The 12,610-nt window shown below is 62.7% G+C and carries 15 protein-coding genes; 8 read left to right on the top strand and 7 right to left on the bottom strand.

The features are described from left to right. Positions 1–75 precede the first annotated feature (75 nt). The 4 genes from FJ943_RS10095 (at position 76) to FJ943_RS10080 (ending at position 3,590) form a co-directional block, all read left to right on the top strand. On the top strand, positions 76–981 hold the full coding sequence (locus FJ943_RS10095; RefSeq protein WP_140721175.1) for a ribokinase: 906 nt from the start codon (positions 76–78) through the stop codon (positions 979–981). Position 982: 1 nt separating this feature from the next. Further along, positions 983–2,428 carry an amidase gene (locus tag FJ943_RS10090; protein WP_140721172.1) on the top strand — a complete coding sequence of 482 codons (1,446 nt, stop codon included), beginning with the start codon at positions 983–985 and terminating at the stop codon, positions 2,426–2,428. Between the two features lie 91 nt (positions 2,429–2,519). Next, a complete protein-coding gene (locus tag FJ943_RS10085; protein ID WP_140661711.1) occupies positions 2,520–3,134 on the top strand; it encodes a LysE family translocator in 615 nt (204 codons plus the stop codon). 48 nt (positions 3,135–3,182) lie between these two features. Next, positions 3,183–3,590 carry a hypothetical protein gene (locus FJ943_RS10080; RefSeq protein WP_181173958.1) on the top strand — a complete coding sequence of 136 codons (408 nt, stop codon included), beginning with the start codon at positions 3,183–3,185 and terminating at the stop codon, positions 3,588–3,590. Between the two features lie 45 nt (positions 3,591–3,635). Here FJ943_RS10080 and FJ943_RS10075 read toward each other — a convergent pair whose 3' ends face one another. Continuing rightward, the gene (locus tag FJ943_RS10075; RefSeq protein WP_140721169.1) at positions 3,636–4,580 is read right to left on the bottom strand and encodes a nucleoside hydrolase; all 945 of its coding nucleotides are present in this window, start codon (positions 4,578–4,580) and stop codon (positions 3,636–3,638) included. A 333-nt stretch (positions 4,581–4,913) separates the two neighbouring features. On the opposite strand from FJ943_RS10075, the gene FJ943_RS10070 reads away from it, so the two are divergent. Then, on the top strand, positions 4,914–5,339 hold the full coding sequence (locus FJ943_RS10070) for an Hsp20 family protein (protein ID WP_013893014.1): 426 nt from the start codon (positions 4,914–4,916) through the stop codon (positions 5,337–5,339). A gap of 64 nt (positions 5,340–5,403) precedes the next feature. Next, positions 5,404–5,661 (top strand): DUF1150 family protein, encoded by a 258-nt coding sequence (locus tag FJ943_RS10065; protein ID WP_015315721.1) that lies wholly within the window; start codon positions 5,404–5,406, stop codon positions 5,659–5,661. Positions 5,662–5,732: 71 nt separating this feature from the next. Here the strand turns inward: FJ943_RS10065 and ptsN are convergent, their stop codons facing one another. The 6 genes from ptsN to lptC form a co-directional block, all read right to left on the bottom strand. Then, the gene (gene ptsN / locus FJ943_RS10060; RefSeq protein WP_015315720.1) at positions 5,733–6,197 is read right to left on the bottom strand and encodes a PTS IIA-like nitrogen regulatory protein PtsN; all 465 of its coding nucleotides are present in this window, start codon (positions 6,195–6,197) and stop codon (positions 5,733–5,735) included. Between the two features lie 57 nt (positions 6,198–6,254). Further along, positions 6,255–6,839, bottom strand: a complete 585-nt coding sequence (gene raiA, locus FJ943_RS10055) for a ribosome-associated translation inhibitor RaiA (RefSeq protein WP_015315719.1) — start codon at positions 6,837–6,839, stop codon at positions 6,255–6,257. A gap of 264 nt (positions 6,840–7,103) precedes the next feature. Beyond that, a complete protein-coding gene (gene rpoN, locus FJ943_RS10050) occupies positions 7,104–8,627 on the bottom strand; it encodes an RNA polymerase factor sigma-54 (protein ID WP_140721166.1) in 1,524 nt (507 codons plus the stop codon). Positions 8,628–8,827: 200 nt separating this feature from the next. Then, a complete protein-coding gene (lptB, locus tag FJ943_RS10045; RefSeq protein ID WP_015315717.1) occupies positions 8,828–9,640 on the bottom strand; it encodes an LPS export ABC transporter ATP-binding protein in 813 nt (270 codons plus the stop codon). Beyond that, positions 9,640–10,233 carry an LptA/OstA family protein gene (locus FJ943_RS10040; RefSeq protein WP_015315716.1) on the bottom strand — a complete coding sequence of 198 codons (594 nt, stop codon included), beginning with the start codon at positions 10,231–10,233 and terminating at the stop codon, positions 9,640–9,642. The genes lptB and FJ943_RS10040 overlap by 1 nt, the downstream gene beginning before the upstream one ends. After that, positions 10,220–10,933 carry an LPS export ABC transporter periplasmic protein LptC gene (lptC, locus tag FJ943_RS10035; RefSeq protein ID WP_015315715.1) on the bottom strand — a complete coding sequence of 238 codons (714 nt, stop codon included), beginning with the start codon at positions 10,931–10,933 and terminating at the stop codon, positions 10,220–10,222. Before lptC ends, FJ943_RS10040 begins: the two co-directional genes overlap by 14 nt. A 353-nt stretch (positions 10,934–11,286) precedes the next feature. On the opposite strand from lptC, the gene sppA reads away from it, so the two are divergent. Then, positions 11,287–12,243 (top strand): signal peptide peptidase SppA, encoded by a 957-nt coding sequence (gene sppA, locus FJ943_RS10030; protein WP_140618873.1) that lies wholly within the window; start codon positions 11,287–11,289, stop codon positions 12,241–12,243. Between the two features lie 79 nt (positions 12,244–12,322). Continuing rightward, the gene (locus tag FJ943_RS10025; RefSeq protein ID WP_006200394.1) at positions 12,323–12,607 is read left to right on the top strand and encodes an integration host factor subunit beta; all 285 of its coding nucleotides are present in this window, start codon (positions 12,323–12,325) and stop codon (positions 12,605–12,607) included. Positions 12,608–12,610 lie beyond the last annotated feature (3 nt).

The raw sequence follows: 12,610 nt of genomic DNA, 5'->3' as shown, positions 1-12,610 counted from the left end.
ACGCTGGACCATTCGCGTGGTCTGGCATCGAACGGCTTGGCAGGATAGCTTCCGCGCATCAGCAGGAGGCATTTCTTGATTATCGTAGTCGGTTCGATCAACCTCGACCTTATCGCCAGTGTCGACCGCTTGCCGAGCCCCGGTGAGACGGTGAGCGGTTCCAGCTTTACGACGGCCCCCGGCGGCAAGGGCGCCAACCAGGCACTCGCCGCCGCGCGTGCCGGCGCTCAGGTGCGCATGGTCGGCGCCGTTGGCAAGGACAATTTCGCCCCCGAGGCACTGGCTTTGCTGCGCGAGGCCAAGGTCGACCTGTCGGGCGTGGGAGAGACCTTTGCCTCGACCGGCACGGCGCTGATCATGGTCGGCGATGACGGCGAAAACATTATCGCCGTGGTGCCCGGCGCCAACGCTTCCGTGGTGCCCGGCGACCTCTCCAAGGCTTTTCTGACAAAGGGCGACGTCGTGCTGCTGCAGCACGAGATTCCGCTCGCGACGGTCGATGCGGCCCTCGACCAGGCAAGGGTGGCCGGCGCGATCACTGTCCTCAACACGGCCCCTTTCCATGGCGGGGCAGCCGCCTTCCTCGGCAAGGCCGACTATGCGGTCGCGAACGAAACCGAATTCGACCTCTATGGCGAAGCCCTTGCCCTGAAAGGCCGCGATCGTGCAGCGCGCATGCGCGACTATGCCAGCAAGACTGGACGCATCATCGTCGTCACGCTCGGCGGCGACGGCGTGATGGCGGCAACGCCAGGCGAATTCCTGACCCTCCCTGCTTTGCAGATCACGCCGGTCGACACGGTCGGGGCCGGCGACACTTTCTGCGGCTATTTCGCCGCCGGCCTGTCGTCGGGCCTCACGCTCGAACAGGCATTGGCGCGTGCCGGCGCCGCCGGCTCGCTGGCTTGCCTTAAGCCCGGCGCCCAACCGGCGATCCCACTGGCCAAGGATGTCGACCAGGCGCTGCAAGAGGCCGGTTGAAATGATGCGTCCCCGCACGAAGCATGCCGTACCGGCGGCCAGCGACATCTGCCGCCTGTCGGCTGTCGAACTTGCAGACGCGATCCGCCGAAAGAAGCTCTCCGTGCGCGAGGTGGTGACGGCGTTCCTCGATCGCATCGATGCGGTCAACCCGCTGGTCAACGCCATCGTCTCGTTGCGCGACCGTGCCGACATACTGCGCGAGGCCGATGCCGCCGATATCAGCCGGACCGATGGCACCGGCGCGCTCTTTGGCCTACCCATCGCCATCAAGGACCTTGCCTCGACCACCGGCCTCAGGACCTCGTTCGGCTCGCCGATCTTCGCCGATTTCGTGCCGCGGGAAGACGATTTCTTCGTCGAACGCATCCGCGACGCCGGCGCCATCATCATCGGCAAGACCAACGTTCCCGAATTCGGGCTCGGCTCCAACACCTACAACAATGTTTTCGGGCCGACGCTGAACGCTTTCGATCCGGCGCTGACCGCGGGCGGCTCAAGCGGCGGAGCGGCGGTGGCGCTGGCGCTGGACATGGTGCCCGTCGCCGATGGCAGCGACTTCGGCGGCTCGCTGCGCAACCCGGCGGCCTGGAACAATGTCTACGGTTTCCGGCCGTCACAGGGGCTCGTGCCCAGCGGTCCCGACTTCGAGGTCTTCCACGCGCAGATGGGCGTCGAGGGGCCGATGGGCCGCAACGTCGCCGACATGGCGCTCTTGCTCGACGTGCAGGCCGGCTACCATCCGCAGGCGCCTCTCTCCTATGAGAAGCAAGGCTCCTTCCTCGAAGGCCTGGCGACGGCGGCGACCGGTGGCCGTATCGCCTGGCTCGGCGATCTCGGCGGCCATCTGCCGATCGAGCCCGGCATCCTCGACTTATGCGAGGCAGCACTCGCACGGTTCACGGATGTATCTTTCCTGACCGAGCCCTTGCGACCGGATTTCGATTTCGAGGCACTCTGGCAGGCCTTCGTGACGCTGCGCCAGGCCAGCAGCGGCTGCGCCCTGAAAGTACACTATGACGACCCCGCCAGGCGTGGCCTGCTGAAGCCGGAAGCCGTATGGGAAGTGGAAAACGCGATGCGGCTGACGGCGCCGCAGATACGCGGGGCCTCGGTCGTCCGAACCTCCTGGTACCGCACGCTGCTGTCGATCTTCGACGGCTTCGACCTCATCGCGCTGCCGACCGCGCAGGTCTTTCCGTTCGATGTCGGCACCCATTGGCCGCGCGAGGTCGGGGGGCGGGCAATGGACAGCTATCATCGCTGGATGCAGGTTTCGGCCTTCGCCACCCTGGGCGGTTGCCCGGCGGTCAATGTTCCCGTCGGCTTCGACGACAGGGGCCGGCCGATGGGCATGCAGCTGGTCGGCAGGCCACGCGGCGACCTCGCCGTGCTGAAGGCCGCGGCTGCCTATGAGACGACGCTGCCCTGGCCCGCCGGAGCCTGAGCCAGACCGGCGCGCCGGCTTGCGTCGTCCTCGCCGTCATGCATTGATTGTTGCATGCTAGGCCGCGATAGCGGCATTGCGAGGAAAAATCATGTCGTTGGAACTCTACGCCGCCTATGTCCTTGCCTGCATCGTCATCATACTGGTGCCGGGACCGACGGTGACGCTGATCATCGCCAACAGCATCCGCCACGGCACTCGCGCCGGTCTCGCTAATGTCGCCGGCACGCAAGCCGGCCTAGCAGTCATGATCGTCATCGTCGGCATCGGCCTCAACACGCTGATTTCGGGCATGGGCCACTGGTTCGAGTGGGTCAGGCTGATCGGCGCGGCCTACCTGATCTGGATGGGCGTGCAGATGTTCCGCTCGAAGGGCACGCTGAACGCCGACGGAACCGCCCGCAAACCACGCGGCGGCTTCTTCCTGCAGGGCTTGGCCGTGGCGCTGAGCAATCCAAAGACGCTGATCTTCTTCGGCGCCTTCTTTCCGCAGTTCATCTCTCCCGCCGGCAACTACCCACTGCAGATCGTCATCATGGGCCTGACCGCCATGATCTTCGCCGCCATGTCGGACTCGACCTATGCGCTCGCCGCCGGCCGCGCCGGGCGCATGCTGTCAGCCAGCCGCATCAAGCTCCTGTCGCGGATCAGCGGCAGCTTCATGGTCGGCGGCGGCCTGTGGCTGGCGTTTTCGAAGGCAAAGTAACGGCGAAAGCGCCTTCTCCATAAATTTTTGCGGAGACATATTGAAGAATTGTACGCTGCTGCACAACTCTTCACTATGCGCAAATCAAACGTTTCCTTTCGGGATCGCTTGCTTATTTGGCAATACGAGTACAGCGACGCAGTGATCGGCACCGCTTTCTTTTGCGCCTTTGCGCTGATGAAATCCATTGCGGTTGTAGGGCTCCAGGCCAATCCGGTCGTCACCACTCAACGCGTGATGGCCGTGGTAGAATACATCAGAGTGAAACCTGTCAGCCCGTATGCCATGGTAGGTCACAATCTATACTACACCTACGACGTGCGCCTTGATGACGGCAACACGCGGATTTCGATCGACGACGACGTCGAGCGACCGCATCTTGTTGGCTCACTCGTTCCTATTGAACGTCAACACCACAAGCGCGGCGTCGACACCTATCGATTGCTCAATGGGTGACAACGCGCGCCGGTGACACCGCGCGCTTGTCGGCGATTCCAAACGTCAGTTAAGCCGCCCCAGCCTTTCCACCAGCAGCGCGAAAAACCCATCATGGTCGATGTCGCGCATCACCATGGCGTTCTTTTCCCTGGAGGTGACCCCCCACCAGTCGACCACGGTCATGCCCATGGTCAGTTCGGAGGCCGTTTCCACGGTGACGTTGCAATGGCGGCCTTTGAACAGGTCGGGCTTCAGGAGATAGGCGATGACGCAGGGGTCGTGCAGCGGCCCTCCATCCGTGCCGTATTTGCCTTCGTCATAGCGCTCGAAGAATTCCAACATCTCGGCGGCGGCGATGCCGACCTTGGTGCCGAGCTTGCGGAACGCCTCGATGCGCTTGGACGTGGTCAGCGCCTTGTGGGTGACATCGAGCGGCATCATCACGATCGGGATGCCGGACCGGAAGACGACGTCGGCGGCATGCGGATCGACATAGATGTTGAATTCGGCCGTGGGCGTGACGTTGCCGCCCTCGAAGAAGCCACCGCCCATCAGCACGATTTCCTTGATGCGCGGCGCAATCCGGGGCTCTCGGATCAGCGCCAGCGCAACATTGGTGAGCGGTCCGAGCGGGCAGAGCGTGATGGTGCCGCTCTCTTCCTTCATCAGCGTCTCGACGATGAAATCGACGGCATACTGGTCCTGCAGCTTCATTGTCGGGTCGGGCAAATCCGGTCCGTTCAAGCCGGTCTTGCCATGGACCTCCTCGGCCGTGACCAGTTCGCGCGCCAACGGACGGATGGCGCCGGCGTAGACCTTGATTTCGGGCCGGCCGGCCAGTTCGCAGATCTTGCGGGCGTTCTTTTCGGTGAGCTTCAGCGGCACGTTGCCGGCGACGGCCGATATGCCGGCGATCTCCAGTTCAGGACTGCCAAGCGCCAGCAGAATGGCGATGGCGTCGTCCTGGCCGGGATCGGTGTCGATGATGATCTTGCGTGGTTGGGGCATTTCAATTCCTTGTTTGGCTGGCCATCAGCTCACCGGGCCGGTCCTGCGCCCGAAAGACGCCAACCGGCTGCAAAGCTGCTGAACCGCTTGACGGGGGACGGTTCCGGCCTGCGCGCTTCTCCTTGCATCCGCGCGTCGATTCAAGCGCCATGTCGATTATTCCTGTGAGTCCACGATGATCCTGGGCTATTTCCGTGGGTCCGCGACATGGTCTCCTTGGGCGGGTCTTTTGGTGGCTTGAACTTGGTCGCGGGGCGGACCATATCAAGACCATCGGGAAAAATGCCATTTGGGTTTTTCCAGTTTATGTCGCTCTTGAGAGGACAGTGTAACATGAGCCGAATGACGCCTTTCTCCAGCCCGCTTCTCCTGGGTTTCGACGCCATGGAAAAGACCCTGGAGCGTCTGGCGAAGTCCGGTGACAGCTACCCTCCCTACAACATCGAGCGCCTGAGCGGTGCCGACGGCAAGGCCGAAAGGCTGCGCATTACACTCGCCGTCGCCGGGTTCGCCGAAAGCGATCTCGATGTGACAACGGAGGAAAACCAGTTGGTCGTGCGCGGTCGCCAGACCGACGATACCGAGCGCGAATTCCTTCATCGCGGCATTGCCGCACGCCAGTTCCAGCGCTGCTTCGTGCTGGCCGACGGCATGCGTGTGATCGCGGCGGAGCTGAAGAACGGCCTTTTGTCGATCGACCTTGATCGGCCGGAGTCGGAACGGCTGGTACGGAAAATAAACATATCGGTGAAAGACTGATCTTCACCGATGGCTCTCATGCGGGATGGCCTTGAGCGGCGTCCTCGCGCCAAGGAGGCTTGAAATGACCAGAACTGACGAAACCATCACCATGACCAGCGGCGAATTCGCCCATCTCGGCGAAGGCTCTGTCGCCTATCTGCGCAAGGTCTCGAGCGACGAACTGCTCGGCCGCTTCCCCAACATCGGTGAAATCGCTCCCGGCATGGAGCTGTGGGCCCTGTTTGGGGCCAATGGCCAGCCGATCCTGCTTTCCGACGCGCGTGACCGCGCGCTGGCCGGCGCCATGGAAAACGACCTGACCACCGTCGCCATTCATTAAAGACAATTGGTTGGCTGAACTGAAAAGGGCCGCTCATGGCGGCCCTTGGTACAATATTTAAAAAGATGGCTTCAGGCCGCGTGCGAGGCCTGCGTATCCGACAAAAGCGCATGGATCGCCGCGGCGTCGCGCGTGCCCCTGACCTTGGCCACGGTGTCGGCGTCGCGCAGCACGCGCGCGATGCGCGACAGTGCCTTGAGATGATCGGCACCCGCCCCTTCGGGCGCCAGCAGCAGGAACACCAGATCGACCGGCTGGTCATCCAGCGATTCGAAATCGACCGGCGTCTCCAGCCGGGCGAAAACGCCGGCGATGCGCTTCACGCCGGCGAGCTTGCCGTGCGGGATGGCGATGCCGTTGCCGACGCCGGTCGAGCCCAGGCGCTCGCGCTGCAGGATGGTGTCGAACACCTCCCGTTCCGGAATGCCCGAAATCGTCGCTGCCCGCTCGGACAGCAATTGCAGTAGCTGCTTCTTGGAGTTCGCCTTCAACGCCGGCAAAATCGCCGGAACGCTGATAAGATCGCTCAGATCCATGCTTGAAAATCCTTGTTCGCCTGCCGCGCCAGTCCCCACCCCTCGTGCGGCTGGCTTTTATCCCTGTGCGACTTTGGTCGTGGACGGATCGATCCAGCCGATGTTTCCGTCGGGCCGGCGATAGACGATGTTGAGATGGTCGGTTCCGGCATTGCGGAAAACAAGCACGGGACTGTCCTTGGTATCGAGTTCGATGACCGCCGAGGCCACCGACATGGTCTTCAGCGTCATGGTCGATTCGGCGACGATGGCCGGTGCGAAATCCTCCGGGATTTCCTCATCGTCATCGGCAAGCGGTGCCATCACCGTGTAAGCGATGTCGGTCAACTCGCCGTTGCCATTGCCTGAATTGTGCGATTTCAGACGGCGCTTGTATCGCCGAAGCCGGGTCTCCAGCCGATCGGCCGCGGCCTCGAAGGCGAGTGTCGGGTCCTGGGCATCGCCGGTGGCCTGCAGCGAGGCGCCGGAATCCAGCCGGATCATGCAATCCGCGGAATAGCGCGAGCCCGATTTGATGACGGTGACATGCCCCGCGAAGCCGCGATCGAAATATTTGCCGATCGCTTCACCGACACGATCGTTGATGCGTGTACGGAACGCATCGCCGATATCCATGTGCTTTCCCGAAATGCGCAGATTCATCTGAAAACTGACCTTCCTTGCTCAGGCTTCAAACTGGCCCGAGTTTATACTCGTGATCCGTGCGCACAAGCTTTGCGGCGTCACTCGCGCCGATTTAAATCCGAACTTTCCGGTTGATCACAAGCCGCCTTCTTGACCGTCCCGGGTCATTGTCGTGACGGACCATCCGCTAGCGGGCATCGAGCCCGTCTCATGCGGGCGGGCTTCTAGCCACTTCACCGTGGCTTGTCAATGAAACTTGAAAGCTGTGGAAATCGTGAACGCCTAGCGGCCGGCGCTGGCGAGCGCCCGTTTCTCGCGCCGGCGCTGTACCGAGGAGGGAATATTCATGCCTTCCCGGTACTTGGCGACCGTGCGCCGGGCGATATCGACGCCGCTTTCCCTGAGCATGTCGACAATAGCATCGTCCGACAGCACATCGACGGGCTTCTCCTCGTCGATCATTTGCTTGATGCGATCACGCACCGCTTCCGAGGAATGCGCATCGCCACCACCCGATGCCGCGATCGAGGCCGTGAAGAAATAGCGCAGCTCGAACACGCCGCGCGGGGTGAGCATGTATTTGTTGGCGGTCACCCGGCTGACCGTCGATTCGTGCATGCCGATGGCGTCTGCCACCGTGCGCAGGTTGAGTGGCTTCAGCTGGCGCACGCCATGGACCAGGAAGGCGTCCTGCTGGCGCACGATTTCCGAGGCCACTTTGAGGATCGTCTTGGCCCGCTGGTCGAGGCTCCGTGTCAGCCAGTTGGCGTTCTGCAGGCACTCGGCCAGGAAATCCTTTTCCGCCTGGTTCTTCGCGTGCGGCGACACCTGGGCGAAATAGATGTGGTCGACGAGCACGCGCGGCAGCGTTTCGGCATTGAGTTCGACGGTCCAGCTGCCGTCATTGGCCGCCCGCACCTCGACATCGGCGACGATCGCATCGCTGGCGCCGCCAGAAAACGCCATGCCCGGCCGCGGGTCGAGCGCCCGGATTTCGGCCAGCATGTCCAGCAAATCCTCCTCGTCGACGCCGCAGAGCCGCTTCAGCGTCTGGAAATCGCGGCGCGCCAGCAGTTCGAGATTGGCGACCAGGGCCTTCATGGCCGGATCGAGACGGTCACGCACGGCAAGCTGCAGCGAAAGGCATTCCGCGAGGTCGCGGGCAAACAGGCCGGCCGGCTCGAAGGTCTGGCACACGGCCAGCACCTTGCCCACCGCCACCTCGTCGGTGCCAAGCCGCGTGGCGATCTCCGCCAGATCGGCCCTGACATAGCCGGTCTCGTCGAGCCCATCGGCAAGTTCTCCGGCGATCAGCCGCGCGACGGGATCGATGAAGGCGAGCGCGACCTGCTCGCCGACATGGTCGCGCAGCGTGATCCCGCTCGCAGCCATGTCGCCGGCGTCGAGCCCCTCGGACGAGGAGCCTCCACTGCCCGAAGCCGATTTCCATTGCGCCGTCAGGTCGGGGCCCAATCGCTCGCTGGTGCCGGGATCGTCGGGAAACAGGTTTTCCAGGGACGTATCGAGCTTTTCCGAGATGGCCTCGGCACTCCATCCCACCTCGTTCTCGAACCAGTCACCATCGGCGGCCGCTTGCGGCTCTACGTCGAGCTTCTGCGCCTGGTCGCTCGCGGCATCATCCTGCGGCTCGGCGCGCTCCAGAAGCGGGTTGCGCTCGATCTCCTCGTCGATGAAGTGCTCTAACTCGGTATGGGTGAACTGCAGCAGCCGAATCGACTGCATCAGCTGCGGCGTCATCACCAGCGACTGCGACTGTCGGAGCTGTAGTTTGGCCGCCAATGCCATGGTTCGGTTTCAAACGCCTCCTCTACGCGTCCCCAACTTCCGGAAATCAATTTCACGGCCGGCCATAGAAACTGGCCCGGCTTTTGCTTGTCAAGGCAAAGCCTAGCAAAACCCGCTTACCGGAGCGTTATCCCGGAGCAAAATCGCGGAAAACAGGTCGCCGGCGCGCAAAAAATCGTATCAGAAAACAAATTTCACGCTCAGAGCGTAAAACCCTCGCCGAGATAAAGCCGCCGCACGTCGGGATTTGCCACCACTTCGTCGGCGCGGCCATGAGTGAGCACCTGGCCGGCGTGGATGATGTAGGCGCGGTCGATCAGGCCGAGCGTCTCACGCACATTGTGGTCGGTGATGAGGACCCCGATGCCGCGCGCCGTCAGGTGACGCACCAATTGCTGGATATCGGCGACGGCGATCGGATCGATGCCGGCGAAGGGCTCGTCGAGCAGCATGTAGGCCGGGCGCGTCGCCAGCGCGCGCGCGATTTCCAGGCGCCGCCTTTCGCCGCCCGAGAGCGACATGGATGGCGCCTTGCGCAGATGGCTGATGTGAAATTCCTCAAGCAGTTCGTCGAGGTTGCGCTCGCGGACCTTGCGATCCTTTTCGACCACTTCGAGCACGGCGCGGATGTTCTGCTCGACATTGAGCCCGCGAAAGATCGAGGCCTCCTGAGGCAGATAGCCGATGCCGAGGCGCGCGCGACGATACATCGGCATCGAGGTGACGTCGAAGCCGTCGATCTCGATCGTGCCTTCATCCACCGGCACCAGGCCGGTGACCATGTAGAAACAGGTCGTCTTGCCGGCGCCGTTGGGGCCGAGCAGCCCGACGGCCTCGCCTGCGCGCACGCCCAGCGTGACGCCGCTGACGACCTTGCGGCCCTTGTAGCTCTTGGTCAGACCCTTGGCGATCAAGGTTCCCTTGAACTTCGCCTTGTCGACCGTGGCCGGCGCCGAAAGCTTACCTGCGGCCCGTCCCGGAAGACGTGCCGTCAGCGACGACAGGCTGACCATCAGGGGTTCGTCGCTCCCGATTTCGGCGGCGGCGTGATCGACATCTGCACACGCTGCCCAGCACATGGATCGACCTGGGCCAGCCCGGTTTTCATCTGCACGGTGAGCTTGCAGCCGACCAGCACATTGTCGTTTTGCGAAAGGACGACCTTTTTGCCCGAAAGCACCAGCACCTGGCTCTTCATGTCGAAACTGCCCTGATCGCCGGTCGCGACCTGCTGATCCGACTTGATGTAGACCTTGTCGGAGATCTCCAGGTGATCGATGTTGGCCGAGCCGGTCATGGCTGCCGCCCCGGCGGCTTCGGCGCCCTTGGCGCCCGCATTGGGGTCCTTGACGTAGTAGACCATCATCTTGCCGGCCTTCATCAGCGTCGGCCCCTGGACGACGGTGACATTGCCGGTGAAGATCGCGACGCTGTCGGCCTGGTGGACTTCCAGCTTGTCGCTTTCGATCTGGATCGGCTTGTCGCCGGCCAGTTTGAGACCCGACACCTGGCTGGCCGCTCCCGACTGCGCCAGCGACGGCGCCAGGCTGAGCAGGAACAGCGCCGAAGTTGCGGCCGCAAGCCGTGTCGAATTATTGAGCCACATTCGCTTCTTCGCCCTTTGCCTCAGCCGCCTTCAGAACGGCGGGATCGATGTTGACACGAACCTTGTTCTCGAACACCAGGATCTTGCCATTGTCCTGGACCGACATCGAATCCGCCCTGATCTGCGACCCGCCACGGCTGACATCGACGGGATCATCCGTCTTCATAGTGCCTTTGCCCATGTCGAGGAAGACGGATTTGAACTTGGCCTGCAGGCCGTCGGTCGTGCTGATGGTGACGTCGCTGTTCAGCTTCATCGTATTGCCGTCGCGATCGTAGGTACCGCGCGAGGCTTTAATCGCCGCGACATTGTCGGGGGCGATCGGCACCTTGGCGTCGATGCCTTCGAGTTCGATGATGCCTTGCGTGCTCACATCCTGGATGGCGCGCAGCGCCGTCATCGAATAGGGCTGCTTCTGCTTGGTGAAACCATTGAGTTTGGGATTGGCCATCACCAGCTTACCGTTCGAGAAGGCGGTGCCTTCGGCCTGCACCGCGACGGAAACGGGCGCGGCGAGGTAGGAATAGACTGGGAAGGCGACGGCGATCAATGCCGCGGCCAAGGGCACGGCGAATTTGAGCACGCGCACGCGGCGTGAATGACGCTGGGCGCGGTCGAAAGCTTCGCCCCGCGTCCAGTCATCCGCCGGGGGAGCCAACTCCGTCTCCGGGCTGGTCGGTTCATTCGGTCGCGCTAACATGACTGCTTTCTTCTAAAACCCTGCCCCGGGAGCACCGCCTATAGGTGGGACGCCAGCGCCCTCGCGCAAGCACAAGCCGACGAAAACCGCAAAAATGTGACAGCTGCCGTGCACAAACGAAACCCGGGTCAGCGCAACAGCCAGTGCTTCATAGCAGAAATAGACGCCCTTGCGTCTTTTTTCACCACCGAAGTTCTTCCCACTTACCTTGCGTCGCCCGCACAGGCCAGTCACAAAACAGACAACACGGACCGCCGCGCGCGGATTGCCGCGCCATGTGCGGGACGGAACTGCTTCCCGATCAAGACATCATGGTCTAAAAGCGTCTCTTCCCGATGACTGTGAGGCTGACGATGGCATTGAGAGCCGACGACCTGATCGACCGCCGCCGCTTGCGGCGCAAGCTGACTTTCTGGCGTGTCGCGGCCTTCGGCATCGTGGCGCTCGGGGTGATTGCGCTGTCGGCCTGGTTCTATGGCGACGATTTCGGCGGCTCCGCCGTCGACCACATCGCCAAGGTCAGGATCGAAGGCACCATCACCGAGGACGACGAACTGATCAAGCGGCTGGAGGCTATCCGCCAGTCGCCGAAAGTAAAAGGCGTGATCCTTGTGGTCGATTCTCCTGGCGGCACCACCGTCGGCGGGGAATCGATCTACGAGGAGGTGCGCAAGCTGGCCGCCGACAAGCCTGTCGTGGCCGAGGTCGGCACGCTCGCCGCGTCGGCGGGTTACATGATCGCCAGTGCCGCCGACCATATTGTCGCCCGCAAGACCTCGATCGTCGGCTCGATCGGCGTGCTGATCCAGTATCCCGACGTAAGCGGCCTGATGGACAAGCTCGGCGTCAAGCTGGAGGAGGTCAAGTCCTCGCCGCTGAAAGCCTCACCCTCGCCCTTCAAGCCGACCAATGACGACGAGCGCGCCATGGTCCGCAAGCTCATTCTGGACAGCTACGACTGGTTCGTCGGCATCGTCGCCGAACGTCGCAAGATGACCCACGAACAGGCGCTGGCGCTGGCCGACGGTTCGATCTTCACTGGCCGCCAGGGTGTTGCCAACGGGCTGATCGACGCCGTCGGCGGCGAGTCCGTGGCGATCGACTGGCTGGCGACCAAGGGTGTCGATGCCAAGCTCAAGGTGGTCGAGTGGAAGGACACGGAACGGCGCGGCGGTTTCCTGTTCTCGAAGGCGATGGCACGCACGATCGCCGGCGCGCTCGGCCTGCCGGACTCCGGCGGCGACGTGATCCATGAACTTGGCGCCGACCGCTTGTTTCTTGACGGTCTCGTTTCCGTCTGGCACCCTTGAGACGCGTTGGGACAGCTGAAAAAGCAAATAAAATCATCCTGATAATTTTGGCCGAACTGCTTTCACGGGGACCCGTCTGATGATCAAGTCCGAGCTTGTGCAGATTATTGCCACGCGCAATCCGCATCTTTTCCTGCGCGACGTCGAAAACATCGTCGGCGCGATCTTCGATGAAATCACCGACGCGCTTGCCGAGGGCAACCGGGTCGAATTGCGCGGTTTCGGCGCTTTTTCGGTGAAGAACCGACCTGCCCGCACCGGCCGCAACCCGCGCACCGGCGAATCCGTCGAGGTCGAGGAGAAATGGGTGCCGTTCTTCAAGACCGGCAAGGAGTTGCGTGAAAGGCTGAACGGCGGCAAGTAGGCG

Origin of the sequence: Mesorhizobium sp. B2-3-10 (genome assembly GCF_006442275.1) — a bacterium.
Classification (GTDB): domain Bacteria; phylum Pseudomonadota; class Alphaproteobacteria; order Rhizobiales; family Rhizobiaceae; genus Mesorhizobium; species Mesorhizobium australicum.
This window is presented reverse-complemented; position numbering and strand designations above follow the sequence as displayed.